This is a genomic window from Streptomyces sp. NPDC033174, from assembly GCF_055577795.1.
In genome coordinates, this window is the sequence record NZ_JBVIPQ010000012.1 from 55,164 (window position 1) to 81,501 (window position 26,338).

Below are 26,338 nucleotides of genomic sequence, written 5' to 3' on the forward strand. Positions count from 1 at the left end.
GCCGTGCCGGTCCGTCCGGCGCCCGTGCGGTGAGTCTTGAACGTCAAGCGCGGTTGAGGTCAAGGTCAGGGCCGGGCTGGGCCCAAGGTGGCTCACGCCGGGCCGGAGGGCGGTGGCGCGCCGTACAACGCCAGGAGTTCCGCGGCCAGTTCCGCCATGCGCTCGCGCGCCTCGGGCGGGTCGAGGATCTCCACGCGGGAGCCGAGACCGGCGAGTTGCGCGGCCAGGACCTGGGGGGAGGGGCCGTCGATCTCGATGTCCAGCCATCCGTCGGCGCGCGGGGCGCCGACGCGCAGCCGCCCGCCGAACAGACCGTCCAGGACCGCCTCGGTGCCCCGTTCGGCCCTGGCCCGTACGGTCGCGGCGACCATCCGCCGCTCAATCCCCGCCGCGAGGGAGCGCCAGGCCGTCGGGAGGTCGAAGTCCTCGGGTCGCACGACGGGTTCACCGGTCGGCTCGACGGCGGTGACCCGGCTGACCCGGAACGTCCGCAGTCCCCGCTCCGTCCCGGCGACGAGATACCGCGCCCCGGCCTTGGACGCGAGGCCGAGCGGATGGACCGTACGGGTGTGGGCGGGCCGGCCGGCGGCCGCGTAACCGAGGCGGACCTGGACGCCGTCGAGCACCGCGCGCTGCAGGGCGTCGTGGAGCGGGGAGCCGTCTCCGGCCGGGGTGCGCGACCAGTCCGTGCCGTCGGTGACCCCCGCGCGGGACGCCGCCTCGGCGTCGGAGCGGAAGGTCGAGGGGAGAGCCCGTACGAGCTTGCTGAGGGCGGTCCTGAGCTGCGGCGCGGCCGTGGACGGGTCGGACGAGGGGCCGGCGGACGGTCCCGCCGCCAGGAACAGCGCGCGGATCTCGCCGGCGGTCAGCCCGGTCAGATCGGTCCGGGCGCCGCCGACGAGGGACCACCCGCCGCCCCGGCCGGCCTGTGAGTAGACCGGGATGCCCGCCGTCGCCAGGGCCTCCAGGTCGCGGCGGGCCGTGCGCTCGGACACCTCCAGCTCCCCGGCGACCTCGGCGGCGGTCACGCGCCCGCGCCGCTGCAGGAACAGCAGGGTCGCCACCAGACGATCGGCTCTCATGGCGACGATTCTGCGGGATCCCGTCGCGGCGGGAGCGCGTGGCCCCGACGGGCTTGTGGCGCGGAGGAGTTCGCCGATTTCAGAGGGCGGCGTGGGTGGCGGCCGGGGTCCGCGTCCCGGCGCCGGGCTGCTTCGGCCGGCGCAGGACGGTGAGGGCGAGGACGAACGCGGTGACGAGCAGCCCCGCGCCGACGGCGAAGGCCAGGTGGTAGCCGTCGGTCAGCGCCTCGGCCCGGGTCCGGCCGTCGGAGAGGCGGGTCTCGGTGCGGGAGGCCGCCAGGGTGGAAAGGACCGCGACGCCCAGGGCCATTCCGATCTGCTGGGTGGTGTTGAACAGCCCGGACGCGAGGCCGGCGTCCTCCTCCTTCGCGCCGGACATGCCGAGCGTGGTCAGAGCGGGGAGCGCGAGGCCGAAGCCCGCGGCGAGCAGCATGACGGGCAGCAGGTCGGTGACGTACGAGGCGTCGACCGGGACGCGGGCGAGCAGTGCGAGGACGCCGACGAGGAGGACGAGGCCGGTGAGGAGGACCGCCCGCTCACCGAAGCGGGCGTTGAGGCGGGCGGAGACGCCCAGGGACACGGCGCCGATGACCGCGGCGGCCGGGAGCATCGCGAGGCCGGTCTCGGCGGCGCCGTATCCGAGCACCTTCTGGAGGTAGAGGGCGACGAGGATCTGGAAGGAGAACAGCGCGGCGACCATCAGCATCTGGACGAGGTTCGCGCCGACGACGCTGCGGGAGCGGAAGACGCGCAGCGGGATGAGGGGCGTCGCGGCGGTGGCCTGGCGGACGACGAAGGCGGCGAGCAGGAGGGCGGCGAGGGCGCCGAGGCCCAGGGTGTGCCCGGAAGTCCAGCCGTACTGCTCGACCTTGACGACCGTGTAGATGCCGAGCATCAGACCGGCGGTGACCAGGAGCGCGCCCATGACGTCCGCTCCGGCCCGCAGGCCGAGGCCGCGGTCGGCGGGGAGTACCGGGACGGCGACGGCGAGCGCGGCGAGACCGATCGGCAGGTTGATGAAGAAGATCCAGTGCCAGTCGAGGGCGTCGGTGAGGACCCCGCCGAGGACCTGGCCGATGGAGGCCCCGGCCGCGCCGGTGAAGCTGAAGACGGCGATGGCCTTGGCGCGCTCCTTGGGCTCGGTGAACAGCGTCACGAGGATGCCGAGACTGACGGCCGCCGCCATCGCGCTGCCGACGCCCTGGAGGAAGCGGGCGGCGATCAGCAGGGCGGGGGAGGTCGCGACACCGGCCAGCAGGGAGGCGGCCGTGAAGACCGCGGTGCCGGCCAGGAACATCCGCTTGCGCCCGATGAGGTCACCGAGTCGCCCGGCGAGCAGGAGGAGGCTGCCGAAGGCGATCAGATAGGCGTTGACGACCCAGCTGAGGCCGACGGGGGTGAAGCCCAGGTCGGCCTGGATGGCGGGCATCGCCACGGTGACGATGGAGCCGTCGAGGATGATCATCAGCAGGCTGGTGGCGATGACCGCGAGGGCCGGCCAGCGGTTGCGGTGCGCCGTGAGGGAGGGGGCGGGGGCGGGGCCGGAGGTGGCGGACATGAGGGCTCTCCTGTCGAATGGGCCAACAGGAGAGACGGTAGCAGATAGTTTTGTTGCAGACTATTTCTTTCGGATCGACTGTGGTGCCGCTCGGGCTTCGGGGTGGGCGGGCGCGGCGCGACGGGGCTTAGGCGGGGCCTATCACTCCCGCTGACGGGCCCGCCGAGCCGGTCGGGGGCTCTCGGCGGGGGTGGCCAGATGGCCCTCGGCAAGGCGCTTCAGCGCCCGCACCAGCGTCTCCCGCTCCCCCTCGGGGAGCGCGGCGAGTGCCCGCTCGTGCACGCCGTCGACGATCCGCTGGCTGCGCCCGGCGACCCGCGCCCCCTCCTCGGTCACCGCGATGATCCGGGCGCGCCGGTCGTGCGTGGCCGGCCGTCGCTCGGCGAGTCCCGCCTTCTCCAGCGCGTCGACGGTCACCACCATCGTCGTCTTGTCCATGTCCCCGAGCTCGGCAAGCTGTGCCTGTGTCCGCTCCTCCTCCAGGGCGTGGACCAGTACGCAGTGCATGCGCGGCGTCAGCCCGATCTCGGCGAGCTCGGCCGCCATCTGGGTCCGCAGTACATGGCTGGTGTGGTCCAGGAGGAACGACAGGTCCGGTTCGGTGCGGGTGGGCGCCATGGCAGTCATGCGGCCAGCCTAGCAATTCGGTCCGTGGCGGATTATCAGCAAGCGGACTTTTCGATCCACCCGACAGGCGGGCGCGCGATGGCCGCCGGCTCATGGCTGCCCACTCATGACCACCAACTCATGCGCACCGACTCATGGCCCCCCGCGGGCGAATCGTTCAGGATGATCTTCCGGGCGCCACAAGGGCGTTGAGGGAAGAACGGGGCGGGGCGGCGTGGACGAGATTTCTTTGCCGGTGGAGGAGTTCGAGGCGCACAGGGCCCGGCTGCGGGCGGTGGCCTACCGGATGCTGGGGTCGCTGAGCGAGGCCGAGGACGCCGTTCAGGAGGCCTGGCTGCGCTACGACCGCGCCGACACCGGTGACGTCGAGAACCTGGCCGGGTGGCTGACCACGGTGGTGGCGCGGGTGTGCCTGACCATGCTGCGCTCGCGTGAGCAGCGGCGCGAGGACTCCATCGAGATACGGATGCCCGACCCGGTCATCAGCAGCGACAGCGGGATCGAACCCGAGCAGGAGGTACTGCTGGCCGACTCGGTCGGCCTCGCGCTCATGGTGGTCCTGGAGTCGCTGTCCCCGGACGAGCGGATCGCCTTCGTCCTGCACGACATGTTCGCCGTGCCCTTCGACACGATCGCCCCGCTGCTGGAGCGGACCCCGGCGACGACGAGGCAGCTCGCGAGCCGTGCCCGCCGCCGGGTGCAGGGCCGGGCCCCGGTCCCCGACCCCGACCTCGCCCGCCAGCGCGAGGTCGTGGACGCCTTCTTCGCCGCCTCGCGCGACGGCGACTTCGAGGCGCTCGTCGCCGTACTCCATCCGGACGTCATCCTGCGCGCCGACGGCGACCGGGGCACCCGCGGCACGCTCGTGCTCAACGGCGCGCGGACGGTGGCCTCCCAGGCGATCACCTTCCGCAAGCTGTCCCCGTTCGTGCGCCCGGCGCTGATCAACGGCGCCGCCGGTGTCGTCGTGATCGTCAACGGCCGGCCGATGTCCGTCATGGCCTTCACCGTCACGGACGGGAAGACGGTCGCGATCGACGTCCTCACCGACCCGGAGCGGCTGCTCCAGCTGGACCTGACGGTCCTGGAGGGGTGAGTGTGACCGAGCACGGAACTTGTCACCTTGAGATCGTTCGTGGTCTTGACCCTCGCCCCAGACGCTCCGAGGAGACGAGTTGATCACGGAGTACCAGCAGAAGCTGCGCGACCGCTACCTCGCCGCCACCGTCATGCCGGCTCCGGAGCCGTGGCAGCCGGTGCTGGACCACAGGACCCCCATCGGGGGTCTGCTCGGCATCGGCTTCGCCGTCCATCCCGACAGCGGGCACGACCTCGTCATGGTCGTGTCCAGCGACGGCCATGGACTCTTCGACGCGGTCACCGGCGAGAAGGTCGCCCGCGACCGGGACCCGGACCCCGACACCAGCACTCCGGACGCGTCGCCGGAGCTCGCCTGCCCCGGGCTCGGCCCGATCGAGGGCGCGCCGGTGCGTATCGCCGGGCTCTTCGGCGGCGGCCTGCACAGCACCACACCAGACGGCTGGACCCTGGACGTCGTCAGCCCCGAGTGGCCCCACGACCGCGTCATCCTCTCCGCCGACGGCGGGTCCCACAAAGGCCCGGCGGGAGGGACGTGGTGGCACGTCTTCCACTCCGAGTACTCAGAACTCCGCGCGGCCGGGTTCTCTCCCTCCGGACTGACCCTGGCGGTCGCCACCAGCAGCGACCTCACCCTCTGGACCCGGCCTGAGCTCCACTTTGACGTCTGAGCGGACAGCGGGACAGCAGGACAGCGGGACAGCAGGCGAAAGGGCGACAGACGGACCGGGCAGAACTCGCCGGGATGCCGGGAGGCCACCAGGGCCTGCGAACCCGCCGGAGCGGCGCTTCTCGACGGAGGCGAGTTCGTCGTATGGGACGGCAGCGTTCCCGGCCGGCAGCTTGCCGACATCTGGGCGGCTCGCCTCCGACGGGCGAGGAGGCGAGGTACTGAGACTCTCGCCTTGCCATCCACCGTCGACATCCTCACCCGGCTCGAAGCCGTTCAGGTCAGGATCGGCTGCGTCTTCTCACCGGACCGGACCGGACGTGGGCCTTCATGCTCTTCCGACCCCGACCTCGCTCACATTCGGCGAGAGCTGAGCGTCACGCCGGCGGCCGGGTCAGTTTGGCGGCCACGGCGTCGAGGACCCAGTCCAGGCCGGTTGCGAAGGATGTCTCGGCGTCCACGTCCGTGCCGTCGTACACGGCCTTGGCCAGCGCCGGGAAGCGGCCGGTGGCCAGCATTCTCGTCACATGCGGGCCGTGGGCGCGCTGCCAGTCGTGCTTGGACAGGCCCGTGGCGCGCTCGGCCCGCAGGTTCGCGATCTCGCGCCTGATCGCGCCGGTGAAGTAGGCGCTGACAGTCTCCACAGCGCGCATGACGGTGTCCATGTCGGCGAGGCCGTCGAGGGCGGCCAGCGTGGCCTCGGTCACGGCGAGGCCGTTCGGGCCCAGGGTCGGGCGGCCGCCGAGCAGGTCGGCCAGCCATTCGTGACGGAGAGCGGCTCGCCTGGTGCGGTCGGCGAGGATGCGCAGCGCCTCCCGCCAGTCACCGGGCTGTTCCTCGGGGAGAATCTCGGCCTGGACCTCGTCCACCATGAGGTCGAACAGCTCCTCCTTGGTGGAGATGTATCCGTACAGCCGCATCGGACCGGCGTCCAGGCGGGCCGCGACCTTGCGCACTGACACCGCCTCCAGCCCGCCCTCGTCGGCCAGTGCGATGGCGGCGGCGACAATCCGCTCCCGGTCGAGCGGCACGGGGCGAATCGGCGGCTCCGGCCGGTCCCAGACAGTCATGCTCACACCGTACCGTTGCGATGCACCGTATTCGGGAAATACAGTGTATCGACATGAGACACCGCATCGCAGTGGTCGGGAGTGGTCCTGCCGGCCTTACCTTCGCCCGCGTCCTGCACCGCCATGACCACCCCGTCACCGTCCTCGAACGCGATCCCGCCCCCGACGCCCGCCCCCCGGGCGGTGCGCTGGACCTGCAGGAAGGGATGGGCCAGCTCGCGCTGGACAAGGCGGGGCTGCTGGCGGAGTTCCAGGCGCTGTCTCGTCCCGAGGGGCAGGCCATGCGCATCCTGGACACGGACGGGACCGTCCTGCGTGACTGGCAACCCCGCCCGGATGACCGGGCCAATCCCGAGATCGACCGCGGGCAACTCCGTGACCTGCTGCTCGGCCCTCTCGACGTCCAGTGGGGTCGGGACGTGACGCAGGTGGTGCCGGGGACCCGGGATGGCGTACTGGTCCATTTCGCGGACGGGCGACAGGAGACGTTCGACCTCGTGGTCGGCGCGGACGGCGCCTGGTCCCGGATCCGCCCGGCAGTCTCGTCGGTGACGCCGCACTACACCGGCGTCGCATCGGTCGAGACCTCCCTGGACGACGTCGACACCCGCCACCCTGACCTCGCTCGGTTGATCGGCGACGGTTCCGTGGCTGTGTACGGCGTGAACCGAGCTCTCGTCGCCCAGCGCAACAGCGGCGGCCACGTCAAGGTGTATGCCCAGTTCCGCGCGCCGCTGGAGCACACGAACCTGGACCTGGCCGACGCCGAGGCCGTGCGATCGAGCCTGCTGACTCTCTTCGACGGCTGGGCCGCTCCCGTCCTCGACCTCCTCCGCCACGGCACCGCGTTCGTCCACCGCCCCCTCTACGTCCTGCCCGTGTCCCACACCTGGACCCACGTCCCCGGAGTGACGCTACTGGGCGACGCCGCCCACCTGATGCCCCCCTTGGGGGCGGGCGCGAACCTCGCGATGCTGGAAGGCGCCGAACTCGCCGAGTCCATCGCCACCGGCCCTGAAGACCTGGACGAGGCCGTTCGCGCCTTCGAGGAACAGATGTGGGCACGGGCCGGCAGGTGGGCGAAGATCACGATGGCCGGTCTGGAACGCCTCGTGAGCCCGGACCCCGCCGAAGCCCTCGCCCTCTTCGACCAAGTCCAGCCATCCTGACCGCCGAGCGCGAGAGCATCAGCACCAACGGCTCGCCGCGGCTGCACGAGACAGCACGGCACCGTCGCAGTCCCTTCCGGCAAAACCACCGTTGGACGAACGCACGGACGCCTGTACCGAACGCAGCCCTCCGCCCGGGACGGGTGACACGGCGCACTATTGCAAGCGTGTGCTTGCAATAGTTAGCGTCTCGGGGCACCATCGGACGCATGGCATCACTCAACGTCGGCAATCTCGGTGACTACCTCCGTGAGCAGCGGCGCACCGCGCAGCTGTCCCTGAGGCAGCTCGCCGAAGCCGCCGGAGTGTCCAATCCGTATCTCAGCCAGATCGAGCGCGGTCTGCGCAAGCCCAGCGCCGAGGTGCTGCAGCAGGTCGCCAAGGCCCTGCGGATCTCCGCCGAGACGCTGTACGTGCGGGCCGGGATCCTCGACGAACGGGAGCGGGACGAGCTGGAGACGCGGGCCGTCATTCTGGCCGATCCCTCGATCAGTGAGCGGCAGAAGCAGGTGCTGCTCCAGATCTACGACTCGTTCCGCAAGGAAAACGCGCTCGAGAACGAGACCGCGGAGCGTGCCGGGCGCAAGGATGCCGAGAGCACGAACGGCTCCGAAAGCACCAGGAACGTCGAAAGCGCCCAAAGCGCCGATGACACCGCCGATGAAGGCCCCCGCACGGCCGACGGCAGTGGTGCCGCATCACCCGCATCACCCTCATCCGACCTCTGACTCTGCGATCCGGGAGGACCACAGTCATGGCCATCATCGAAGAGCTGCGCACGCCCCTCTACTTCGCGGCCGGCACGGCCGACCTCGCCGTTCAGCAGGCCAAGAAGGTGCCGGGCCTGATCGAGCAGATCGCCGCCGAGGCCCCCGCGCGGATCGACGCCGTGCGCAACACCGACCCGAAGGCCGTGCAGGAGAAGGTGACCAGCCAGGCCAAGGAGGCCCAGGCCACGGTCCAGGCCAAGTTCACCGAGGTGCTCGGGAACTTCGACACCGACCTGAAGAAGCTCGGCGAGACCGCACAGGACCTGGCCCTGCGTGGTGTCGGCGTGGCCGCCGAGTACGCCGTCAAGGCCCGTGAGAAGTACGAAGAGGTCGCCGCTCACGGCGAGGAGGCCGTACGGGCGTGGCGCGGTGAGGCCGCCGACGAGATCGCCGAGATCGCGGTCGCCGTCGAGCCGGACGCCAAGCCGACCGTGCCGGCGCAGGAGGAAGCCCCCGCCCACTCCGCCGCCACGGAGTCCAAGGCCGCTCCGGCGGCCAAGAAGGGCCCCGCCCGCAAGACGCCGGTGCGCAAGACCGCCCCGGTCACCGAGAAGTGATCACCGAGAAGTAGTCACCGAGAAGCAGGCGCGAAGAACACGTAAGCGCGAAGAGGCAGACCGGTCCCGGGGCGGGCACTTCACCGTCCCCCCCCCGGCGGCTCCCCTCACGCCGCGGACACCGTTCCCGGGATACGTTTCCGGGGTATACGGGTACCTTGGCCGCGAGACGCTCCATCCACTCACTAGGCGGTGCTCACCCATGTTGCGTGCGGGATTCGACAACATTCTCGGGCTGGTCCTCAGCCTGGTCTTCCTCGGTACTTGCATCGCCGCCTTCGTCCTCGCGGCGCTGGCACGCGAAGACGCCTACCGCGCGGCCGAGAAGCAGACCAAGAAGTTCTGGCTGATCATTCTCGGCATCACGGTGGTCGTGAACCTCGTGCTGCCCATGCTCTTCCTGCAGATCGCCGGACTGATCGCGTCGATCGTGTTCTTCGTCGACGTCCGTCCCGCGCTCAGGCAGGTCTCCGGCGGCGGCCGGGGCCGCAGCGGTGGGTCCAGCAGCGACGGACCGTACGGCCCCTACAACGGCGGCCGGTAGCCGCCGCGTCCCTCAGGGGCGGTCTCGGTCCAGCAGCAGCACCGCCACGTCGTCGGTCAGCTCACCGCCGTTCAGCTCCCGCACCTGCGCCACCGCCGCCTCGAGCAGCTCCTCGCCGCCGAGGCCCTCGGCCAGCTGGCGATTGATCATCTCGACCATGCCGTCCTGGCCGAGCCGCGGCGATCCGGGGCCCGCCGAGCGGCCCTCGATCAGGCCGTCGGTGTACATCATCAGGCTCCACGAACCGCCCAGTTCGACCTGGCGGCGCGGCCAGCGCGCACGCGGCAGCAGCCCGAGCGCCGGGCCGCTGTCCTCGTACGGAAGCAGCTGCGCGGCCCTGCCGTGCCGGGTGATCAGCGGTGAGGGATGGCCGGCCAGGCACAGCCCGGCCCGGCGCCCGTCCGGAGCGATGTCCACCGTGCACAGCGTCGCGAAGATCTCCTCGCTCTCCCGCTCGTGCTCCAGCACCTGCTGGAGCGTCGAGAGCAGCTCGTCGCCGCACAGGCCCGCGAAGGTGAGCGCGCGCCAGGCGATCCGCAGCTCCACGCCGAGCGCGGCCTCGTCCGGGCCGTGGCCGCAGACGTCGCCGATCATCGCGTGGACCGTGCCGTCGGGCGTGCGGACGGTGTCGTAGAAGTCTCCGCCGAGCAGTGCCCGCGAGCGGCCGGGGCGGTAGCGCGCGGCGAACCGCAGGTCCGAGCCCTCCAGCAGCGGGGTCGGCAGCAGTCCGCGCTCCAGGCGCGCGTTCTCCTGGGCCCGCAGCCGGGACTCGGCCAGCTTCACCTGGACCGCGTCGGCGCGCTTGCGCTCCACGGCGTACCGGATGGCCCGGCTCAGCAGTCGCCCGTCGAGCTCCTCGCGTACGAGATGGTCCTGGGCGCCGACCCGGACGGCCTCCGCCGCCAGCTCCGCATTGCCGGACCCGGTCAGCGCCAGGACGGCGTGGCGGGGCGCGAGACGCAGGACGTGCTTCAGGGGGGCCAGCTCGTCGTCCTCCGGGCGCCCCGGCAGGGCGAGGTCCACGAGGATGCAGTGGATGTCGTCGGTGAGGAGCCGCTCCGCCTCGGTGAGGTTGCGGGCGGTGCGGATCCGGACCCTCGTACCGGCCGCGTCGAGGAGCTCGGGGACGGTGAAGGTGCCCGTCGGGTCGTTCTCGATCACCAGAAGGGTGAGATCGGTGCCGTTGACGCCGCCATGCGCGGCCTCCGCGACGGCGGTGTTCCTCTGTCGCGGTACGGGTACGGCCATCGGTCCGGTTTCCTTCCCTCCCCCCGAGGGCGCGGCAGAGCGCCGATCGACGCACCGCCAGACGGGGACCATAGCGGTAGGCGGCGGCCCAGCGGAATGGTGATCGACGAAGAGCGGATGGCATATGCCGCGCATGGGGAGGTAGTTGCCCCCAGGGTCATGACGGGTCATGACGAACATCACGCCGGGGGCGGTGGACGGCGGCATGGCGTGGGTCACATGTCATGCCGCCGCACGTACGGTCACATCCGGCGAAGTCGGCTCAATACGGCAGCCCGTGGCATCACCGCGCCACGTCACATCGGGCGGACGACCCCCAGGATCGCCATCGAGCCCGCACCGGCCATCGTCACATTCCGCCCCGGACGCGGGGCGTGCACGATCGCCCCGCCGCCCACGTACATCCCGACATGGCTCGCGTCGGCGAAGTAGATGATCAGGTCGCCCGGCCGCATGTCCTTGATCTGGACCTTCGGCAGCAGCCGCCACTGCTCCTGCGAGGTCCTCGGGATCCCGCGTCCCGCCGCGCCCCAGGCGCTCTGCGTCAGCCCGGAGCAGTCGAACGATCCGGGGCCCTCGGCGCCCCACACGTACGGCTTGCCGATCTGCTGGGTCGCGTAGGCGACGGCCTTCTTGCCCTGCTCGGTCGTCGCGCCGCTGAGGCCCTTCAGCACGCCGGTGTTCAGCCAGGCGGCCTGCTGCTTGTACTGGTCCTGCTGCTCCAGTTCGAGCAGCCGCGCCAGTTCCGCCGCCGCCAGCCGGGATTCCAGCTTCTTGGCCGCGGCGATCTTGTCGTTGATGTCCTTCTTGGCCTTCGCCTGCTTGACGCGGTTGGCCTCCAGCTTGGTCCACCGGTCGCTGGCGTCCTTGGTGTAGGCCGTCAACTCGCTCTGCGCCCGCGTCAGTTCGCCGAGCAGGTCCTTCGTCGCCTTCTGGCCCTCCTGGAGGCGGCCCGCGCCGTCCAGGAAGAGTTGAGGGTCGTCGGTGAGCACGAGCTGCGCCTCGGGGGGCAGGCCGCCGCCCCGGTACTGTGCGCGGGCGGCCGCGCCGGCCCGGCCCTTCAGGTCGCCGATCCGGTTCTGGCCGGCCACGATCGCCCGGGCCAGCTTCACGATCTCGGCGGACTGCTTCTTGGTCTGCTCCTCGGCGAGGTTGTACGCGTCGGTGGCGACCGCGGCCTTGCGGTACAGGCCGTCGATCTCCTTGCGCACCTCTTCGAGGCTCTTCTTCGGGAGCGGTGGCGGGAGCGGTGACGCATACGCCGCCTGCATGGATGACGCCAGCACCGTCAGGGCGCAGGCCGCGGTGATCGCGGCGGTGGCACAACGGCGTCGGTTCACAAGCTTCCCCCTCCGGACACGCCAGTACGCGAATGTGATTTACCGTCAGTAACTTCCCAGTGACGTGGGCGATGGTGCCACGCCCCACGGCAAAGCGACAGGGGCAACCGCCGCCCGACGGGTCACATCCACCCGTGTGGGACGAATGATCGTGGCGATCCGTTCCATTTGGGCGCCAACCATTCGGCGGACACCGGCGCGCGGCTCACCGGGAGTTGGGTGCGAGGGCCGGCCACGCCACCGTGATCTCGCCCTGCCGCCACCGCCCACGCCCGTCCGCGAGCGGCCAGTCGGCCGCCAGGTCCTTCGCCGTCCTGATCCAGCGCTGCCGGGCGCCGAGCGACGCGTACGGAGCCGCCGCCGCCCACGCCCGGTCGAAGTCGCGGAGGAACGCGTGCACCGGTTCGCCGGGCACATTGCGGTGGATCAGCGCCTTCGGCAGCCGCTCCGCCAGATCCGACGGCCGGTCCAGCGAGCCCAGCCGGGTGGCGAAGGTCACCGTGCGAGGGCCCTCCGGCCCGAGCGCGACCCACACGTGCCGCCGCCCGATCTCGTCACAGGTTCCCTCGACCAGCAGGCCCTCGGGTGCGAGCCGGTCGCACAGCCGCCGCCACACGGCGGCCACCTCGTCCTCGTCGTACTGCCGCAGCACGTTCGCCGCCCTGATCAGCATCGCCTCGCCCGCCACGGGCACCTCGAAGCCTCCGTGGACGAAGGAGAGGCCCTCGCGGGCGTAGGGAGCGGCGGCCGCGACGCGCGCCGGCTCGATCTCGATGCCCACCACCCGGGTGTGCGGGGCAGCGGTGCGGAGCCGTTCGAGCAGCTCCAAGGCGGTCCAGGGGGCCGCCCCGTACCCCAGGTCCACCGCGACGGGCGCGTCGGCGGAACGCCGCAGGGCTGGGCCGTGCGTGGCGGCGATCCAGCGGTCCATGCGGCGCAGACGATTGGGGTTGGTGGTCCCGCGGGTGGGCGTGCCGACGGGGCGGGTGGTGCGCGGGGCCATGGAACGAGCGTAAGCCGTCCCTCCGTCCGCCCGGCACGCCTCCCGTCCCGGGCACGTGCATACGGACACGCCGACGCCCGGGCAATGAATTGGCAAAGCGGAAATGAAAGGAGGCATTCCGCTGTTGAGCGGGTCGTGGAGGCACGCGCTCGCCTCCGGGTTCGCCATGCCATGTCCCGAGCGGAAGGACCGTGACGTGAGCCAGTACGTGTCCCGGTTCGCCGGCACCCTGGCGGCGCCGTCCAGGCTGCGGCTCCCCGGCCGCTCCCGGGCCCCCCGCCGGGTCGCGATGCTCAGCGTCCACACCTCGCCGCTGCACCAGCCGGGCACGGGCGACGCGGGCGGCATGAACGTCTACATCGTCGAACTCGCCAAACGGCTCGCGGCCATCAACATCGAGGTCGAGATCTTCACCCGCGCCACCACCGGCGGGCTCCGCCCCCTCGTCGAGCTCGCACCGGGCGTCCTGGTCCGCCACATCGACGCGGGGCCGTACGAAGGGCTGCCCAAGGAGGACCTGCCGGCCCAGCTCTGTGCCTTCACGCACGGGGTGATGCAGGCCTGGGCGGGCCACCGGCCGGGCCACTACGACCTGGTCCACTCCCACTACTGGCTCTCCGGCCATGTCGGCTGGCTCGCCGCCGAACGCTGGGGCGTCCCCCTCGTCCACGCCATGCACACCATGGCCAAGGTCAAGAACGCGGCGCTCGCCGAGGGCGACACCCCCGAGCCCGCCGCCCGCGTCATCGGCGAGACCCAGATCGTGCGCGCGGCGGACCGGCTGATCGCCAACACGGACGAGGAGGCCGACGAACTCGTCCGCCATTACGACGCCGAACCCGCCAAGGTCGCCGTCGTCCACCCGGGCGTGAACCTCGACCGGTTCCGCCCGCTGGACGGCCGCGCCGCCGCCCGCGCCCGCCTCGGGCTGCCCGCCGACGCCTTCATCCCCGTCTTCGCGGGCCGCATCCAGCCCCTGAAGGCCCCGGACATCCTGCTGCGCGCGGCCGCCCGGCTGCTGGACGAGGACCCCTCGTTGCGCTCCCGCATGGTCGTCCCGATCGTCGGCGGTCCGAGCGGCAGCGGCCTGGCCAAGCCCGAAGGACTCCAGAAGCTCGCGGCGCGGCTCGGTATCGCGGACGTCGTCCGCTTCCATCCGCCGGTCGGCCAGGACCGGCTCGCCGACTGGTTCCGGGCCGCGTCGGTCCTCGTGATGCCCTCGTACAGCGAGTCCTTCGGCCTCGTCGCCATCGAGGCGCAGGCGGCCGGGACGCCCGTCGTCGCGGCGGCCGTCGGCGGCCTGCCCGTCGCCGTCAGGGACGGCCTCACCGGCTTCCTGGTCCCCGGTCACAACCCGGCCGACTACGCGCACGCCCTGGGCCGCTTCGTCGACGACCCGTCCCTCTCGGCCCGCATGGGCGCGGCGGCGGCCCGGCACGCCGGTTCGTTCGGCTGGGACACGGCGGCCTCGGGAACGGCCGACGTCTACACCGCGGCGATGCACGAACACCGGCGTCGCGTACGCTCCCACCATGGCTGACGTGCGGCAGGTCATCGAGGACACGTTCAAGGACGCCGAGCTGGAGTGGGAATCGCCCGAGCCCGGCTCGTACGTCGTCAAACTCCCCGGCACGCGCAAGCTCTCCACCACGCTCTCCCTGCGGGTGGGCCGCCACTCCCTCTCCCTGAACGCCTTCGTGATCCGTCATCCCGACGAGAACGCCGAGGGCGTGCACCGCTGGCTCCTGGAGCGGAACCTGAGGCTGTACGGGGTGAGTTACGCGGTCGACAGCCTCGGCGACATCTATCTGACCGGCAAGCTCCCGCTGTCGGCGGTCACTCCGGAGGAGCTGGACCGGCTCCTGGGGTCGGTCCTGGAAGCGGCGGACGGCTCGTTCAACACCCTGCTGGAGCTGGGGTTCGCGAGCGCGATCCGCAAGGAGTACGCGTGGCGGGTGTCCCGCGGTGAATCCACGCGCAATCTGGACGCGTTCACGAATCTGACCGGCGGCACGTCCGGCTGACGGGCTCCACCGTCGCGGGTTCTCCCAACAACCCCTGCACCACTCCTTCCCGGGCTCTGCCCTGCCATGACATGCTCCCGGCGTTGTGCACGTACGCCTGCATAGCGTTCACATACTTGGAGAATGGTCATGGCTGGAACCGGTATCACCAGGCGCACTCTGCTCGTCGGCGCGACGGCCGTGGGCACCGCGGCTACCACGGGAGCGGCCCCGGGCCCCGCCGCCCCCGCCGCCGGCCCCGCACCGAAGGCCCCCGCTGTCACGCCGCTGTGGCGCGAGTTCCTCGAAGACCCGTACACCCACGACCAGATCCCCTACGTCGGCCACGCCGGCGCCCACCCGCGCCCCCGCCGCCCGCTCGTCGTCGACGTCCGCGATCACGGTGCCGACCCGCGCGGCGCCACCGACTCCGCCCCGGCCATCAACCGCGCCCTCGCGGCCGCCGGTGAACGCGGTGGGGGCACCGTCCTGGTCCCGCCCGGCACGTACCGCGTCGACGGCCTCATCCACATCGGCCACAGCAACGTCGTTCTGCGGGGCGCCGGTTCCGCCCGCACCACGCTCCTCGCGACGAAGAGCCTCACCGAACTCATCGGCCCGTACGGCTCCCGCTACGGCGGCGACAAGTCCTCCTGGTCCTGGGCCGGCGGGCTGGTCTGGCTCAGTCCGGCCGACCGCCACGCCTCGCTCACCACCGCGATCCGGTCCCGGAACTGGCCCTTCGAGGGCTGGACCGGCAACGCCCGCGACGAGTGGCGCACCCTCACCACCCTCCGCCCCGCCCGGCGCGGCGACTGGTCGCTCACGGTCGACGACCCGTCGGAACTGCACCCCGGCCGACTGATCCTGCTGCGCCTCGCCGACGACACCTCCCACACCCTCCTGCGGCACATGGCGGGTGACGGGCCGGGCCCGGCGGCGTACACCTGGGACGACAAGACCAAGCTGACGTCGTACGTCCCCTACGAGTGGCCGGTCCGCGTCACCTCCGTACGCGGCCGCAGAGTCCTTCTCGAACGCGCCCTGCCGCTGGACGTCCGCCCGGAGTGGGACCCGAGGTTCACCACCCTCGTCACCCCGCTCACCGGCTCCGGCGTCGAAGGGCTCACCCTCGAGGCCGTCGAGACCCCGCAGTCCCCGCACCTCCTCGACAAGGGCTACAACGGTGTCACCTTCCAGTGCGCCTACGACTGCTGGGCCGACGACGTCACGGTCCGCCATGTCGACAACGGGTTCGGCCTGGTCGCCGCCTCCGCCTGCACCCTGCGCCGGACCCGGGTGGAGGGCCGCGGCTCCCACCATCCGTACTTCTGCCGCGAGGGCTCCCACGACAACCTGATCGAGGACTTCACGCTCGCCGCGCGCACGACGCCCGCTCCCGCCGGCACCCAGCTCCACGGCATCAACGTGGAGGGGCTCTCCAGCCACAACGTGTGGTCGCGCGGGCTGATGGAGACGGGGACGTTCGACACCCACCGGGGCATGCCGTTCGCCAACGTCCGTACCGAGATCACGGTGAACAACACCGGCCGCCACGGCGGTGACGCCTCCGCCGGACCGCTCTACGGCGCCCGCTTCGCCCACTGGAACATCACCGTCACCAATGAGCGCGCGGGCCTCGTCAAGATCGACGGAATCGCGCCCCGCAGCGCGACCGTCGGCATCAGCGAGGTCCGGGAGTTCGACCAGATCGACGTCCCGGACTTCACGGGCGTACTGAACTCACGCCTGGAGGCGTACGGCGCGCCCGGCGCCGTACGCCCCCGGAACCTGTACGAGGCGCAGCGCGCGCTCAGGCGGTGACCTGCTCGGTCGGAGTGGGCGCGGGCGCTGTCGGCGCGGGCGCCTTCGCGGGCTCGCCGGCGATCTCGTCCTCCGAGGCCAGACCGCGCATCAGCAGCCCGTACCCGAGGCCCGCGACCGTTCCGAGCACCGCGCACGTCCCCCACAGCTGCGCCCCGAAGCGGTCGATCGCCCAGCCGGACATCAGCGGGGCGACCAGCGCGGCCGCGGACCAGGACGGCGTGTACATGCCCTGGTAGCGCCCGCACCCACCGGCGAGAGGCGGACGACCAGAGCAGCATGTCTGAGCGTAGCCATGGACATTCGCGCATTCCCCCTGGGCCGACGGCGGCAGCGCCGCCTGTAAGTGGCTGATCCGGCACCAGCAACTTACAAGCGCGTGCTCTGGCACGGCCACTCAATTGACGGGAGTCGTCAAGCGTCGAGCGGCCCGCGAGCCGGTGGGGACGTCCATTAGTCTCGTACGCATGGCCGACGCACCGTACAAGCTGATCCTCCTCCGCCACGGCGAGAGCGAATGGAACGCGAAGAACCTGTTCACCGGCTGGGTGGACGTCAACCTCACCGAGAAGGGCGAGAAGGAGGCAGTCCGCGGCGGTGAGCTGCTCAAGGACGCCGGTCTGCTCCCCGACGTACTGCACACCTCGCTCCAGAAGCGCGCCATCCGCACCGCGCAGCTCGCGCTGGAGTCCGCGGACCGCCACTGGATCCCCGTGCACCGCTCCTGGCGCCTGAACGAGCGCCACTACGGCGCGCTCCAGGGCAAGGACAAGGCGCAGACGCTCGCCGAGTTCGGCGAGGAGCAGTTCATGCTGTGGCGCCGGTCGTACGACACCCCGCCGCCGCCGCTCTCCGACGACAACGAGTTCTCGCAGGCACACGACGCCCGCTACGCGACGATCCCGAGCGAGCTGCGCCCGCGCACCGAGTGCCTCAAGGACGTCGTCGAGCGGATGCTGCCGTACTGGTACGACGGCATCGTCCCGGACCTGCTGGCGGGCCGCACGGTCCTGATCGCCGCGCACGGCAACAGCCTCCGCGCGCTGGTCAAGCACCTGGACGGCATCTCGGACGCCGACATCGCGGGCCTGAACATCCCGACGGGCATCCCGCTCGCCTACGAGCTGGACGCCGACTTCCGGCCGGTCAAGCCGGGCGGCACCTACCTGGACCCGGACGCGGCGGCCGCGGCCATCGAGGCCGTGAAGAACCAGGGCAAGAAGTAAGCGGTACTGATCAGGCCCCCTGCCGCGGTTTCTCCGCCGGCAGGGGGCTTCGTCAGGTGCGGGTGCACGTGGAGCGTCAGGCCGTCGCCTTGAGCGCGGCGCCCGCCCGGGCCGGTTCCCGCACCACGCGGCGGGGCCGGGTCGGCACGAGCAGCGGGTTGGCGACGCCCCAGGCCGCGCCCTTGCAGACCAGCTCCTTGTAGACGGCGGCGAGCCGTCCCGTCAGGGCCGCCCGGACGGCGCGGTCGTCGGCGGTGACGTACTGGATCAGGCCTTCCCTGCGGCCCAGCGAGATGCACTGGTTGAAGTACCGGACCGGCACCTTCGGCAGCTTCCCGCCGGTCAGGCGCGCCGCGATGGCGTCGGCGGCCTGCCAGGCGACGGGGACGCCCGAGGCGCACGACATCCGCAGCGGCTTGTCGCCGGGCCCCATCACCATGGCCGCGTCGCCGACCGCGTACACGTCCGGGTGCGAGACCGAGCGCATGGTCCGGTCGACCACGATCTGGCCGGTGTCGGTGACCTCCAGGGCGGTGGCCTTCGCGATCGGGTGGACGGCGAAACCGGTGGTCCACACCGTGACCGCGGCCGGGAGGGACCTGCCGTCGGCGGTGGCGACACGGTCGGCCTCGACGCCGGTGACGGCGGCGTGTTCGTGCACGGTGATGCCGAGCTGGTCGACGACCTTCCGCAGGTGCCGGCCGCCCTTGGGCGAGAGCCAGTCGCCGAGGCCGCCGCGGGCGGCGAGGGTGACGTCGAGGTCCGGGCGGGCCTCGGCGATCTCGGTCGCGGCCTCCAGGCCGGTGAGGCCGCCGCCGACCACGACCACGGGCTCTCCGGCCGCCAGAGCGGCCAGGCGCTCGCGCAGCCGGAGCGCTCCGGGGCGACTGGCGATCTCGTGGGCGTGCTCGGCGGTGCCGGGGACGCCCTGGTCGTTCCAGCCGCTGCCGAGCGCGTAGACGAGGGTGTCGTACTCCAGCTCCTCGGCGCCGTTCGCGTCGATCACGGAGACCGTCCGGCGGTCGACGTCGACGCCGGTGACCCTCCCGAGCTTCAGTTCGACACCGGTGCCCGCGAACATCTCACTGAAGGGCCGGGGCTTGAGGTCCTGGCCGACCGCAAGCTGGTGCATCCGGACGCGCTCGACGAAGTCGGGCTCGGCGTTGACGAGGGTGATGGCGACGTCTTCGCGGCGGAGCCGCCTTGCGAGGCGCCCGGCGGCGATGGCTCCGGTGTATCCGGCTCCGAGGACGATGATGCGGTGCTGCATTTCCTTGCTCCTGTCTTGAGCGGATTCGCCACTTGAACCGGGCGGCCGGCCGTTTCCTGACAGGAACGCGATGTGAAGCACCTCACATCGGGGTCAGAAGGCGTTTTTGAGCAGGGGCTCGCCGTGGTCGGTGGCCGCCCATTGCCGGGTCGCGCGTTCGAGCTTGTCGGGGTTGGCCTGGTTGCGGACCGCGGCAATGCCGTCGGCGGTGACCTCCAGGCACATGATGCCGATGACCCGTCCGCCGAGGACCGCCACGATGGCGGGGTCGCCGTTGGCTGTCGTGGCGTAGACCTCGGGCGAGCCGCCGACCAGGGTCCGCTTGGCCTTGCTGGGCTTGAACAGGCCCCGCATGAACTTCGCGACCGCGAGAGCGCCCTCGAACGCCTTGGTGCGGGCCGGGACCTTCCCGCCGCCGTCGCCGATCGAGATGGCGTCCTGGGTGAGCAGCCGTACGAGCGGCTCGGTGCGACCGCTGGTGGCGGCCTCGAGGAACTCGTCGACGATCCGCCGGGCGGCGGCCTCGTCGATCTCGGTACGGGCCTTGCCGTCGGCGACGTGCTTCTTGGCGCGGTGGAAGATTTGCTGGCTGGCGGCCTCGGTGAGGTCGAGGATCTCGGCGATCTCCCGATGCGGGTAGCCGAAGGCCTCCCGCAGCACGTACACCGCCCGCTCGCCGGGGGAGAGGCGCTCCAGGAGGGCGAGAACGGCGTACGAGACCGATTCGCGCTGCTCGGCGGTTTCGGCGGGGCCGAGCATCGGGTCGCTGCCGAGCAGCGGCTCGGGCAGCCATTGGCCCACATAGGTCTCGCGCCGCGCGCGTGCCGAAGTGAGCTGGTTGAGGCACAGGTTGGTGAGAACCTTCGTCAACCAGGCCTCGGGGACCTCGATGTGGTCGACGTCGGCGGCCTGCCAGCGCAGGAACGTCTCCTGCACGGCGTCCTCGGCCTCGCTCGCGGAGCCCAGGAGGCGGTAGGCGATGGCCTCCAGGCGGGGCCTGGAGGCCTCGAAACGGTCCACGTCGTTCGTGGTCAGGGCCATGGCCCGGATCCTAGCTCTCGCGGTGCGGACCGTGCCGGATCCGGGTGGTGTTCAGGCGGTGAACCCCAGGACCAGCGCGCCGACCACCGGGGCCGCGTACACCAGCGGGAAGGGAGTGTGGGCGTACCAGCGCGCCCGGATCACGGTGATGACGGCCCCCGCGTAGTAGAGGACCAGGCCGATGCCGGCGAGCACGCCGACGACCGGGAGCGCCAGGCCCACCAGCAGGCCCACGGCTCCGGCGGCCTTGGCGACGCCGAGCCAGGTCCACCAGGACCGCGGGACGCCGTAGTCGGCGAGGGGCTCGACGACCCACTTGGCACGGAAGAAGACGGATCCGGCGGAGAAGCCCGTCATGACGGCGGCCAGGACGGTGACGACGACGTAGGTGGTGGACATCGGAAGCTCCTCTTCGGGCGGAAGCCGGTGCGGAGTCGCTCCGGCGCGGTGCGTTGGGCTCTCACCGCATTGACCCGGCGCGGCGCGAGAGTGTGACAGGACGCGGAAAGATCTTTATGGTGCGCGCATGACACCCCGCCTGGAGAAGGTCACCCCCGCCACCGTCGACGCCGCGACAGCCCTGCGGGTACGGCCCGACCAGGAGCGCAACGTCTCACCGGTCGTCACGTCCCTCGCGGAGGCGTACGCGTACGGTGACACCGCCTGGCCCCGCCTGATCTTCGACGGGGACGTGCTCGTGGGCTTCCTGATGGCGTTCCTGGACATCCGCTGGAATCCGGAGAACGACCCGGACGACCGCCGCAGCGGACTGTGGCGGCTCAACATCGCGGCCGGCCAACAGGGCCGCGGATACGGGCGGTTCGCCGTGGAAGCGGTGTGCGATGAGGTGCGCCGGCGCGGGGGGACACGGGTCTACACGACCTGGGAGCCGGGCGACGAGGGCCCGGGGGAGTTCTATCGGCGGCTCGGCTTCCGCCCGACGGGCGAGACCAGCGGCGGCCAGACCGTCGGTGTACGGGACCTGCCCACCGGGTGAGCCGTCAATGCCGCCACGAAGGGCCCCGCCCCCGAGGGGGGCAGGGCCCTTCGTCGTCGTCCATGCGAACGGCCGCCTCAGCCTCCGCACTGGCACGGCGCGCCGGACTGGCAGCCACAACCGCAGCCCGAGCCGCAGCCGCAGGCGCCGAGAACGGGCAGGAGCACCACTTCGACAGGCGCTTCCTGCGGGGAGTCGGTCGTGGGGGAATCGGCCATGGGGTCCCTCCTCAAGGGCGTACATCGCCTCTCCCCATTGCATGCCCACAACTCCCGGCGCATCAACGGCGCATTGCGGCAATCAGGCGCCTTCGACCGGAGCCTCCGACTGCTGGAGATCGTCCGCGTGCTCACCCGTCACCAGATAGACGACACGCTTGGCCACCGACACCGCGTGGTCCGCGAAGCGCTCGTAGTAACGGCCCAGCAGCGTCACGTCGACCGCCGTCTCGATGCCGTGCTTCCAGCGGTCGTCCATCAGGTGCTGGAACAGCGTCCGGTGCAGCAGGTCCATCTCGTCGTCGTCCTGCTCCAGCTGGAGCGCCAGATCGACGTCCTTCGTGATGATGACCTCGCCTGCCTTCGCCATCAGGCGCTGCGCCAGCTGACCCATCTGAAGGATGGTCGCGTGCAGATCCCGGGGCACGGCCGTGTCCGGGAAACGCAGCCGGGCCAGCTTGGCCACGTGCTGTGCCAGGTCGCCCGAGCGCTCCAGGTCCGCGCTCATGCGCAGCGAGGTCACCACGATCCGCAGGTCCGTGGCGACCGGCTGCTGACGGGCGAGCAGCGCGATCGCCCGGGCCTCCAGATCGTGCTGCAGATCGTCGACCTTCTGGTCCGCCGCGATCACGCTCTCGGCGAGCTTCAGATCCGCGTCGAGCATGGCCGTCGTGGCGCGCCCGATCGCCGACCCGACCAGCCTGGCCATCTCGACCAGGCCCTCGCCGATCGAGTCGAGTTCCTCGTGGTACGCGTCCCGCATGGGTGTCCCTCTCTACACGGCAACCGGGGTCCGGGTGGGGCTCGGACCCCCACGTTCCCACGGTCAGCCCCTTACGCGTCCGGCTCTCCCACCACAAGTGAACCGGCACTTTCACCCGGGTGAACTCTGGGCGACGCGGCCCGGGGTCCGCCTCGGACCAAGTGAACCCGCACCATCCCCTCGGTGAACTCTGGGCGACGACTGTTCGAGCAGCCACCCGGACGGCTGGGAGAGTGTCTGTGACCACGCATAACCTGGATGCATGGACGTGAACGCGGCGGTTGCCGCATTGGCCGCTATCGCCGGGGTGTGCACCGGCGTGATCGCCATGCTGGCGTTCCGCTGGAGCGAGCGCGACCAGGCCAGGCCCACCCGCACCTCCCTGCACACCGACGCCGTGCTCCCGCCCGGCGTCGACACCGTCCTGTCCGTCCTGCGCTCCTCCGCCGTCGTACTCGACGAGAGCGACTCGGTGGTGAAGGCGAGCTCCGCGGCGTACGCGCTCGGCCTGGTCCGCGGCGGAAAGCTGGCCGTGGAGCCCATGCTCCACATGGCCCGCGACACCCGCAGGGACGGCGAGATACGCCAGGTCGAACTGGACCTGCCCCGGCGGGGCACCGGCCGCGGCGAGGCCCTGGCCGTCTCCGCCCGGGTCGCCCCGCTCGGCTCCCGGCTCGTGCTGCTGCTCGTCGAGGACCTCACCGAGGCCCGCCGTATCGAAGCGGTGCGCCGTGACTTCGTGGCGAACGTCAGCCATGAGCTCAAGACCCCGACGGGCGCGCTCTCGCTCCTCTCCGAGGCCGTCATGGACGCCTCCGACGACCCCGAGGCGGTCACCCGCTTCGCCGGCCGGATGCAGATCGAGGCCACCCGGCTGACCAACCTCGTCCAGGAGCTGATCGACCTCTCCCGGGTGCAGAACGACGACCCGCTGGAGGACTCCGAGCCCGTCCGGGTCGACGAACTGGTCGCCGAGGCCATCGACCGCTCCCGACACACCGCTTCCACCAAGCAGATCACCATGGCCTCGGGGGGAGCCGCGGACCTGATCCTGTGGGGCAACCGCGGCCAGCTCGCCGCCGCTCTCGGCAACCTCGTCGAGAACGCCGTCAACTACTCACCGGCCCGCACCCGCGTCGGTATCGCCGCGCGCCGCGTCACCGCCCCCGGCGGGGACATGATCGAGATAGCCGTCACCGACCAGGGCATCGGCATCTCCGAGAAGGACCGCGAGCGGGTCTTCGAACGCTTCTACCGCGTCGACCCCGCCCGCTCCCGCGCCACCGGCGGTACGGGCCTCGGCCTGGCCATCGTCAAGCACGTGGCCGCCTCGCACGGCGGTGAGGTGACCGTCTGGAGCACCGAGGGTCAGGGCTCCACGTTCACCCTGCGGCTGCCGGAGGCCGGAGCCGGCCGCGAACGCTCCTCCTCGTCCTCCGCCTCCCCCTCGCCGGCCTCGACCGCCGACCATGACATCGACCCTGTGACCACCACCGAACCGCTCCCCGCCCCGGAGGTCCTTCCGTGACCCGAGTGCTTGTCGTCGAGGATGAGGAATCCTTCAGCGACGCCCTTTCCTACATGCTCCGCAAGGAGGGTTTCGAAGTCGCTGTGGCGGCCACCGGGCCCGACGGTCTCGACGAGTTCGAGCGCAACGGTGCCGACCTGGTCCTCCTCGACCTGATGCTGCCGGGTCTGCCCGGTACGGAGGTCTGCCGCCAGCTGCGCGGCCGCTCCAACGTCCCGGTCATCATGGTGACCGCCAAGGACAGCGAGATCGACAAGGTCGTCGGCCTGGAGATAGGAGCCGACGACTACGTCACCAAGCCCTTCTCCTCGCGCGAGCTGGTCGCCCGCATCCGCGCCGTCCTGCGGCGCCGCGGAGAGCCGGAGGAGGTCACCCCGGCCGCCCTGGAGGCCGGGCCGGTCCGGATGGACGTGGACCGCCACGTCGTCACGGTCTCCGGCGGCAAGGTCGACCTCCCGCTGAAGGAGTTCGACCTGCTGGAGATGCTGCTGCGCAACGCGGGCCGCGTACTGACCCGGATGCAGCTCATCGACCGGGTGTGGGGGGCGGACTACGTGGGCGACACCAAAACCCTCGACGTCCATGTGAAGCGTCTGCGCGCCAAGATCGAGCCGGACCCGGGCGCGCCGCGCTACCTGGTCACGGTCCGCGGCCTCGGCTACAAGTTCGAGCCGTAGGCCGGCCCGCGCGGGGCCCCGTAGGGCTTCCGCGTACACCCGGGACTCATGGCCTCATACGCGTGCGCCCCGCCGGATCCGTCCGGCGGGGCGCACGCGGTGTTTCAGGGGGTCGGCGACGCGCGGCCTCAGTGACCGGCGGCCGAGTGCGACGCTGAGGCGGCGTCCGACGGGGCGGTCGCGCCGCCGGCCGGCTTGTCCGACTGCTCACCCTCGCCGTGCGCACCGTCGGCCGGCTCGCCCGTCGCCGAGCCCGACGGCTTCTTGTCCGGCCCGCCGGCCGGCGGCGCCGGCACCTCGTCCGGGCCGTAGTTCTTGAAGTAGCCCGTCGCCGAGACGACCAGCGCCTGGATCTTCACGTCACCGGTCTTGCTCAGCTTGAAGACGACGTCCTGCACATCGCCGTCCTTCGTCGCCTCGCGGCCGTTCGCGATCACCGCGGTGGGGTTGCCCTTGCCACCGAGGACGATCGAGCCGTTGGCCGGCACGGTGACGCCGGAGGAGCCCTTGACGCCCGTGAGCTTCACGGTGCCGGAGCTGCCGGGCAGGGTGATCGATTCGAGCTTCTGCTCCTCGCGGCCGTTGTTGAAGATCGTCGCCGAGACGACGGCGGGACCCTCGGCGCCCTTCGGCTGCGTGATCACCGCGGCGTTCTGGATCTTGACGTCATCGACGGTGACGGCGGCGTTGTCCGGCCTTACTTCGAGGGTCTGGGCGTCGTTGCCCGCACCGCAGGCGGAGAGCGAGGCGATCGAGAGAACGATGGCGGTGGCGGCGAGGGCGCCGCGTCGAAGGCTGCGGCTCACGGCGGCGGCATCTCCTTGGACGTACGGACGGGCTTGTGGACGGGCTGTGCATGGTTCAGCGCGCTCAGGTTACCGAGCCGTCCCGCCCCCGCCGCACCCGACCCGCCCCCAAGGCCTCGCCGCCGCCTCGGACTCGGACCGTCACCCGCCACGCAGTCCGGCCGCCGCCGACCCGGAGTCGTACCGCGCCGATGGCGGGATCCCGCCGATTCGTCCGCCGTTCACATATCCGCCTTGATCAATTAAGTGGCCGCCGCGCATTACTTCCCGGCCGTTACCGAATAGCCGTGCGTGATCGGCCGGTGATCAATTCGTGGATTCGGCGCGGATGCGTCCGTACGGGTGACCGACATCCGAACGGAGTACGGGAAGATCACCTCTTGGAACCGGCAAAACGGGACATCAGGGTTCTCCGGAGGGCCTCCAAGTGCGTGTAACGTCCGGGTTTCTCGCCCCCCGCGCAGCCGCTCCGACCTGCGAATACCCCCTTCCGTAAGCCCTGCGCAGCACGTGCCCATCGCTGTTGTCAAGCCCCGAGATATGCCCTGACCTGCGAAAACGCCATTCAGAAGAAGCCGTATCCGTGTTACCCTGGATAGCCACGGAAGGGGTACCTGTCACATGACGTTCAAGGTTGGCGACACCGTGGTCTATCCCCATCACGGGGCCGCGCTGATCGAGGCTATCGAAACTCGCCAGATCAAAGGCGTGGACAAGACCTACTTGGTGCTCAAGGTCGCCCAGGGCGACTTGACGGTACGTGTGCCTGCGGACAATGCGGAGTTCGTCGGCGTGCGCGATGTGGTCGGTCAGGACGGGCTGGACCGGGTCTTCGAGGTGCTGCGCGCGCCGTACGCCGAAGAGCCGACGAACTGGTCCCGTCGCTACAAGGCAAATCTCGAGAAGCTCGCCTCCGGCGATGTCATCAAGGTCGCCGAAGTGGTGCGCGACCTGTGGCGCCGCGAGCGTGAGCGCGGACTTTCCGCAGGTGAGAAGCGCATGCTTGCCAAGGCTCGGCAGATCCTGGTGAGCGAGCTGGCCCTCGCGGAGAACACGAACGAGGACAAGGCCGAGGCTCTGCTCGACGAGGTCCTCGCGTCCTGAGTGACCTGCTTCAAGGTCGCTGGTCGCTGTAGTCAATGCCGCGGTGCCCGCTGACATCCTGAGAAATCAGGCTTGTCGCCGGGCGCTGCGGCATGTCTGCACCACAGACGCACTGCACCACAGAGGCACCGCGCCTAGCACCACA

General features: G+C 71.1%; 28 protein-coding genes. 14 read left to right on the plus strand and 14 right to left on the minus strand.

Annotation, left to right across the window (positions count from 1 at the left end):
• Positions 1-92 precede the first annotated feature (92 nt).
• From ACZ5VC_RS30210 to ACZ5VC_RS30220, 3 genes are all read right to left on the minus strand, one after another.
• A complete protein-coding gene (locus ACZ5VC_RS30210; RefSeq protein ID WP_469123160.1) occupies positions 93-1,082 on the minus strand; it encodes a helix-turn-helix transcriptional regulator in 990 nt (329 codons plus the stop codon).
• 79 nt (positions 1,083-1,161) lie between these two features.
• Positions 1,162-2,640: an MFS transporter gene (locus ACZ5VC_RS30215; RefSeq protein ID WP_469123161.1), complete on the minus strand. Its 1,479-nt coding sequence runs from the start codon at positions 2,638-2,640 to the stop codon at positions 1,162-1,164.
• Between the two features lie 141 nt (positions 2,641-2,781).
• Positions 2,782-3,267, minus strand: a complete 486-nt coding sequence (locus ACZ5VC_RS30220) for a MarR family winged helix-turn-helix transcriptional regulator (protein ID WP_469123162.1) — start codon at positions 3,265-3,267, stop codon at positions 2,782-2,784.
• Between the two features lie 214 nt (positions 3,268-3,481).
• On the opposite strand from ACZ5VC_RS30220, the gene sigJ (ACZ5VC_RS30225) reads away from it, so the two are divergent.
• Positions 3,482-4,363, plus strand: a complete 882-nt coding sequence (gene sigJ / locus ACZ5VC_RS30225; RefSeq protein ID WP_469123163.1) for an RNA polymerase sigma factor SigJ — start codon at positions 3,482-3,484, stop codon at positions 4,361-4,363.
• Between the two features lie 79 nt (positions 4,364-4,442).
• Complete coding sequence (locus tag ACZ5VC_RS30230) at positions 4,443-5,036, plus strand: hypothetical protein (protein ID WP_469123164.1); 594 nt, start codon at positions 4,443-4,445, stop codon at positions 5,034-5,036.
• Between the two features lie 376 nt (positions 5,037-5,412).
• Here the strand turns inward: ACZ5VC_RS30230 and ACZ5VC_RS30235 are convergent, their stop codons facing one another.
• Positions 5,413-6,105, minus strand: coding sequence for a TetR/AcrR family transcriptional regulator (locus tag ACZ5VC_RS30235; protein ID WP_469123165.1), 693 nt, complete (start codon positions 6,103-6,105; stop codon positions 5,413-5,415).
• A gap of 53 nt (positions 6,106-6,158) precedes the next feature.
• On the opposite strand from ACZ5VC_RS30235, the gene ACZ5VC_RS30240 reads away from it, so the two are divergent.
• The 4 genes from ACZ5VC_RS30240 (at position 6,159) to ACZ5VC_RS30255 (ending at position 9,145) form a co-directional block, all read left to right on the plus strand.
• On the plus strand, positions 6,159-7,274 hold the full coding sequence (locus ACZ5VC_RS30240) for an FAD-dependent oxidoreductase (RefSeq protein ID WP_469123166.1): 1,116 nt from the start codon (positions 6,159-6,161) through the stop codon (positions 7,272-7,274).
• 209 nt (positions 7,275-7,483) lie between these two features.
• On the plus strand, positions 7,484-8,002 hold the full coding sequence (locus tag ACZ5VC_RS30245) for a helix-turn-helix domain-containing protein (RefSeq protein WP_469123167.1): 519 nt from the start codon (positions 7,484-7,486) through the stop codon (positions 8,000-8,002).
• Between the two features lie 26 nt (positions 8,003-8,028).
• A complete protein-coding gene (locus tag ACZ5VC_RS30250) occupies positions 8,029-8,601 on the plus strand; it encodes a hypothetical protein (RefSeq protein ID WP_469123168.1) in 573 nt (190 codons plus the stop codon).
• Between the two features lie 202 nt (positions 8,602-8,803).
• Positions 8,804-9,145 (plus strand): DUF2516 family protein, encoded by a 342-nt coding sequence (locus ACZ5VC_RS30255; RefSeq protein ID WP_469123169.1) that lies wholly within the window; start codon positions 8,804-8,806, stop codon positions 9,143-9,145.
• Between the two features lie 12 nt (positions 9,146-9,157).
• Here the strand turns inward: ACZ5VC_RS30255 and ACZ5VC_RS30260 are convergent, their stop codons facing one another.
• The 3 genes from ACZ5VC_RS30260 to ACZ5VC_RS30270 all read right to left on the minus strand — a co-directional run bounded on the left by ACZ5VC_RS30260 (position 9,158) and on the right by ACZ5VC_RS30270 (position 12,736).
• Positions 9,158-10,393 carry a PP2C family protein-serine/threonine phosphatase gene (locus ACZ5VC_RS30260; protein WP_469123170.1) on the minus strand — a complete coding sequence of 412 codons (1,236 nt, stop codon included), beginning with the start codon at positions 10,391-10,393 and terminating at the stop codon, positions 9,158-9,160.
• Positions 10,394-10,689: 296 nt separating this feature from the next.
• Positions 10,690-11,733, minus strand: a complete 1,044-nt coding sequence (locus ACZ5VC_RS30265) for a C40 family peptidase (RefSeq protein WP_469123171.1) — start codon at positions 11,731-11,733, stop codon at positions 10,690-10,692.
• Between the two features lie 205 nt (positions 11,734-11,938).
• A complete protein-coding gene (locus tag ACZ5VC_RS30270; RefSeq protein ID WP_469123172.1) occupies positions 11,939-12,736 on the minus strand; it encodes a class I SAM-dependent methyltransferase in 798 nt (265 codons plus the stop codon).
• A 196-nt stretch (positions 12,737-12,932) separates the two neighbouring features.
• On the opposite strand from ACZ5VC_RS30270, the gene mshA reads away from it, so the two are divergent.
• From mshA to ACZ5VC_RS30285, 3 genes are all read left to right on the plus strand, one after another.
• On the plus strand, positions 12,933-14,276 hold the full coding sequence (gene mshA, locus ACZ5VC_RS30275) for a D-inositol-3-phosphate glycosyltransferase (RefSeq protein WP_469123173.1): 1,344 nt from the start codon (positions 12,933-12,935) through the stop codon (positions 14,274-14,276).
• Complete coding sequence (locus ACZ5VC_RS30280) at positions 14,269-14,760, plus strand: type III secretion system chaperone family protein (protein ID WP_469123174.1); 492 nt, start codon at positions 14,269-14,271, stop codon at positions 14,758-14,760. The genes mshA and ACZ5VC_RS30280 overlap by 8 nt, the downstream gene beginning before the upstream one ends.
• 129 nt (positions 14,761-14,889) lie before the next feature.
• Positions 14,890-16,563 carry a glycosyl hydrolase family 28-related protein gene (locus ACZ5VC_RS30285; protein WP_469123175.1) on the plus strand — a complete coding sequence of 558 codons (1,674 nt, stop codon included), beginning with the start codon at positions 14,890-14,892 and terminating at the stop codon, positions 16,561-16,563.
• On the opposite strand, the gene ACZ5VC_RS30290 is transcribed toward ACZ5VC_RS30285, so the two are convergent.
• Positions 16,553-16,792, minus strand: coding sequence for a hypothetical protein (locus ACZ5VC_RS30290; RefSeq protein WP_469123176.1), 240 nt, complete (start codon positions 16,790-16,792; stop codon positions 16,553-16,555). The genes ACZ5VC_RS30285 and ACZ5VC_RS30290 overlap by 11 nt on opposite strands.
• Positions 16,793-17,030: 238 nt before the next feature.
• Between ACZ5VC_RS30290 and ACZ5VC_RS30295 the strand changes: the two genes are divergently transcribed.
• Positions 17,031-17,789 (plus strand): phosphoglyceromutase, encoded by a 759-nt coding sequence (locus ACZ5VC_RS30295; protein ID WP_469123177.1) that lies wholly within the window; start codon positions 17,031-17,033, stop codon positions 17,787-17,789.
• Between the two features lie 76 nt (positions 17,790-17,865).
• Here ACZ5VC_RS30295 and ACZ5VC_RS30300 read toward each other — a convergent pair whose 3' ends face one another.
• The 3 genes from ACZ5VC_RS30300 to ACZ5VC_RS30310 all read right to left on the minus strand — a co-directional run bounded on the left by ACZ5VC_RS30300 (position 17,866) and on the right by ACZ5VC_RS30310 (position 20,499).
• Positions 17,866-19,059: an NAD(P)/FAD-dependent oxidoreductase gene (locus ACZ5VC_RS30300; protein WP_469123178.1), complete on the minus strand. Its 1,194-nt coding sequence runs from the start codon at positions 19,057-19,059 to the stop codon at positions 17,866-17,868.
• 93 nt (positions 19,060-19,152) lie between these two features.
• Positions 19,153-20,100 (minus strand): RNA polymerase sigma factor SigJ, encoded by a 948-nt coding sequence (gene sigJ, locus ACZ5VC_RS30305; RefSeq protein ID WP_469123179.1) that lies wholly within the window; start codon positions 20,098-20,100, stop codon positions 19,153-19,155.
• A gap of 51 nt (positions 20,101-20,151) precedes the next feature.
• Positions 20,152-20,499, minus strand: coding sequence for a DoxX family protein (locus tag ACZ5VC_RS30310; protein WP_468712512.1), 348 nt, complete (start codon positions 20,497-20,499; stop codon positions 20,152-20,154).
• Positions 20,500-20,626: 127 nt separating this feature from the next.
• Here ACZ5VC_RS30310 and ACZ5VC_RS30315 point away from each other — a divergent pair, with 127 nt between their 5' ends.
• Entirely contained in the window at positions 20,627-21,097 is a 471-nt protein-coding gene (locus ACZ5VC_RS30315) for a GNAT family N-acetyltransferase (protein WP_469123180.1), read from the plus strand.
• A 77-nt stretch (positions 21,098-21,174) separates the two neighbouring features.
• Here ACZ5VC_RS30315 and ACZ5VC_RS30320 read toward each other — a convergent pair whose 3' ends face one another.
• A complete protein-coding gene (locus ACZ5VC_RS30320; RefSeq protein WP_469123181.1) occupies positions 21,175-21,315 on the minus strand; it encodes a hypothetical protein in 141 nt (46 codons plus the stop codon).
• A gap of 82 nt (positions 21,316-21,397) precedes the next feature.
• Positions 21,398-22,078, minus strand: coding sequence for a phosphate signaling complex protein PhoU (gene phoU, locus ACZ5VC_RS30325; RefSeq protein WP_469123182.1), 681 nt, complete (start codon positions 22,076-22,078; stop codon positions 21,398-21,400).
• A gap of 262 nt (positions 22,079-22,340) precedes the next feature.
• On the opposite strand from phoU, the gene phoR reads away from it, so the two are divergent.
• A complete protein-coding gene (phoR, locus tag ACZ5VC_RS30330) occupies positions 22,341-23,606 on the plus strand; it encodes a two-component system sensor histidine kinase PhoR (RefSeq protein ID WP_469123183.1) in 1,266 nt (421 codons plus the stop codon).
• Positions 23,607-23,611: 5 nt separating this feature from the next.
• Positions 23,612-24,283: a two-component system response regulator PhoP gene (phoP, locus tag ACZ5VC_RS30335; RefSeq protein ID WP_465270246.1), complete on the plus strand. Its 672-nt coding sequence runs from the start codon at positions 23,612-23,614 to the stop codon at positions 24,281-24,283.
• A gap of 128 nt (positions 24,284-24,411) precedes the next feature.
• Here phoP and ACZ5VC_RS30340 read toward each other — a convergent pair whose 3' ends face one another.
• Entirely contained in the window at positions 24,412-25,089 is a 678-nt protein-coding gene (locus ACZ5VC_RS30340) for a copper chaperone PCu(A)C domain-containing protein (RefSeq protein ID WP_469123184.1), read from the minus strand.
• 621 nt (positions 25,090-25,710) lie between these two features.
• Between ACZ5VC_RS30340 and ACZ5VC_RS30345 the strand changes: the two genes are divergently transcribed.
• Entirely contained in the window at positions 25,711-26,193 is a 483-nt protein-coding gene (locus tag ACZ5VC_RS30345; protein ID WP_003953493.1) for a CarD family transcriptional regulator, read from the plus strand.
• Positions 26,194-26,338 lie beyond the last annotated feature (145 nt).